The 571-nt window shown below is 62.3% G+C and carries 1 protein-coding gene; it reads right to left on the reverse strand.

Going from position 1 to position 571, the window contains the following annotated elements; translation table 11 throughout:
• The coding region (locus QN224_RS33590; protein WP_283980183.1) for a helix-turn-helix domain-containing protein at window positions 1–464 on the reverse strand (464 nt) is incomplete at its 3' end.
• Window positions 465–571: the final 107 nt, after the last annotated feature.

A 571-nucleotide genomic window follows, 5' to 3' on the forward strand; every position in this document is an offset into this window, starting at 1 on the left:
AACCACCAATGATGCGAGCCGTCGATCTGAATGAGTTCGCCGAAGCAATCGCGCCGGCCACGCGGCTGGAAAACCCGCTTCTTGCGCTCGCTCCGTGACGTCCAGATGCCGGCCTGGATCATCCACTGGCGCAGCGTCTCCTTGCTGACGGCAATCCGGTGGCGCTCGAGCAGCTTCTCGGCGGCCAGGGTCGGTCCGAAATCCCGGTAATGCTCACGCACCAGGTCGAGCACCGTGTTGCGGAAGTCCTCGCTGTGGCGCCGGTTGCTCGGCCGGCCGCGCTTCTTCGAGACAAGACCGTCGGCGCCGGCCCGGTCATAGGCCTGCAGCAGCCGGTGGACCTGACTGCGGCTGAGACCGAGCAACGCAGCCGCCTGGACGACCGTCAGGCTGCGGCCGCGAATCCGCTGGATGAATTCAAGACGATGCAATTCCTTCTGCGACATGGTGATCAAACAAGACATGACGACTCCGAACACTCATGGTCTCAACCACGCTTCACGTCGCCAGTCTTCCTTCCAAACGTTGACGTTTGACCAGCATCCCAAGAGGCGACGACTGTCGCATCTCT

Origin of the sequence: Sinorhizobium sp. 7-81 (assembly GCF_030124405.1) — a bacterium.
Taxonomy (GTDB): domain Bacteria; phylum Pseudomonadota; class Alphaproteobacteria; order Rhizobiales; family Rhizobiaceae; genus Sinorhizobium; species Sinorhizobium psoraleae.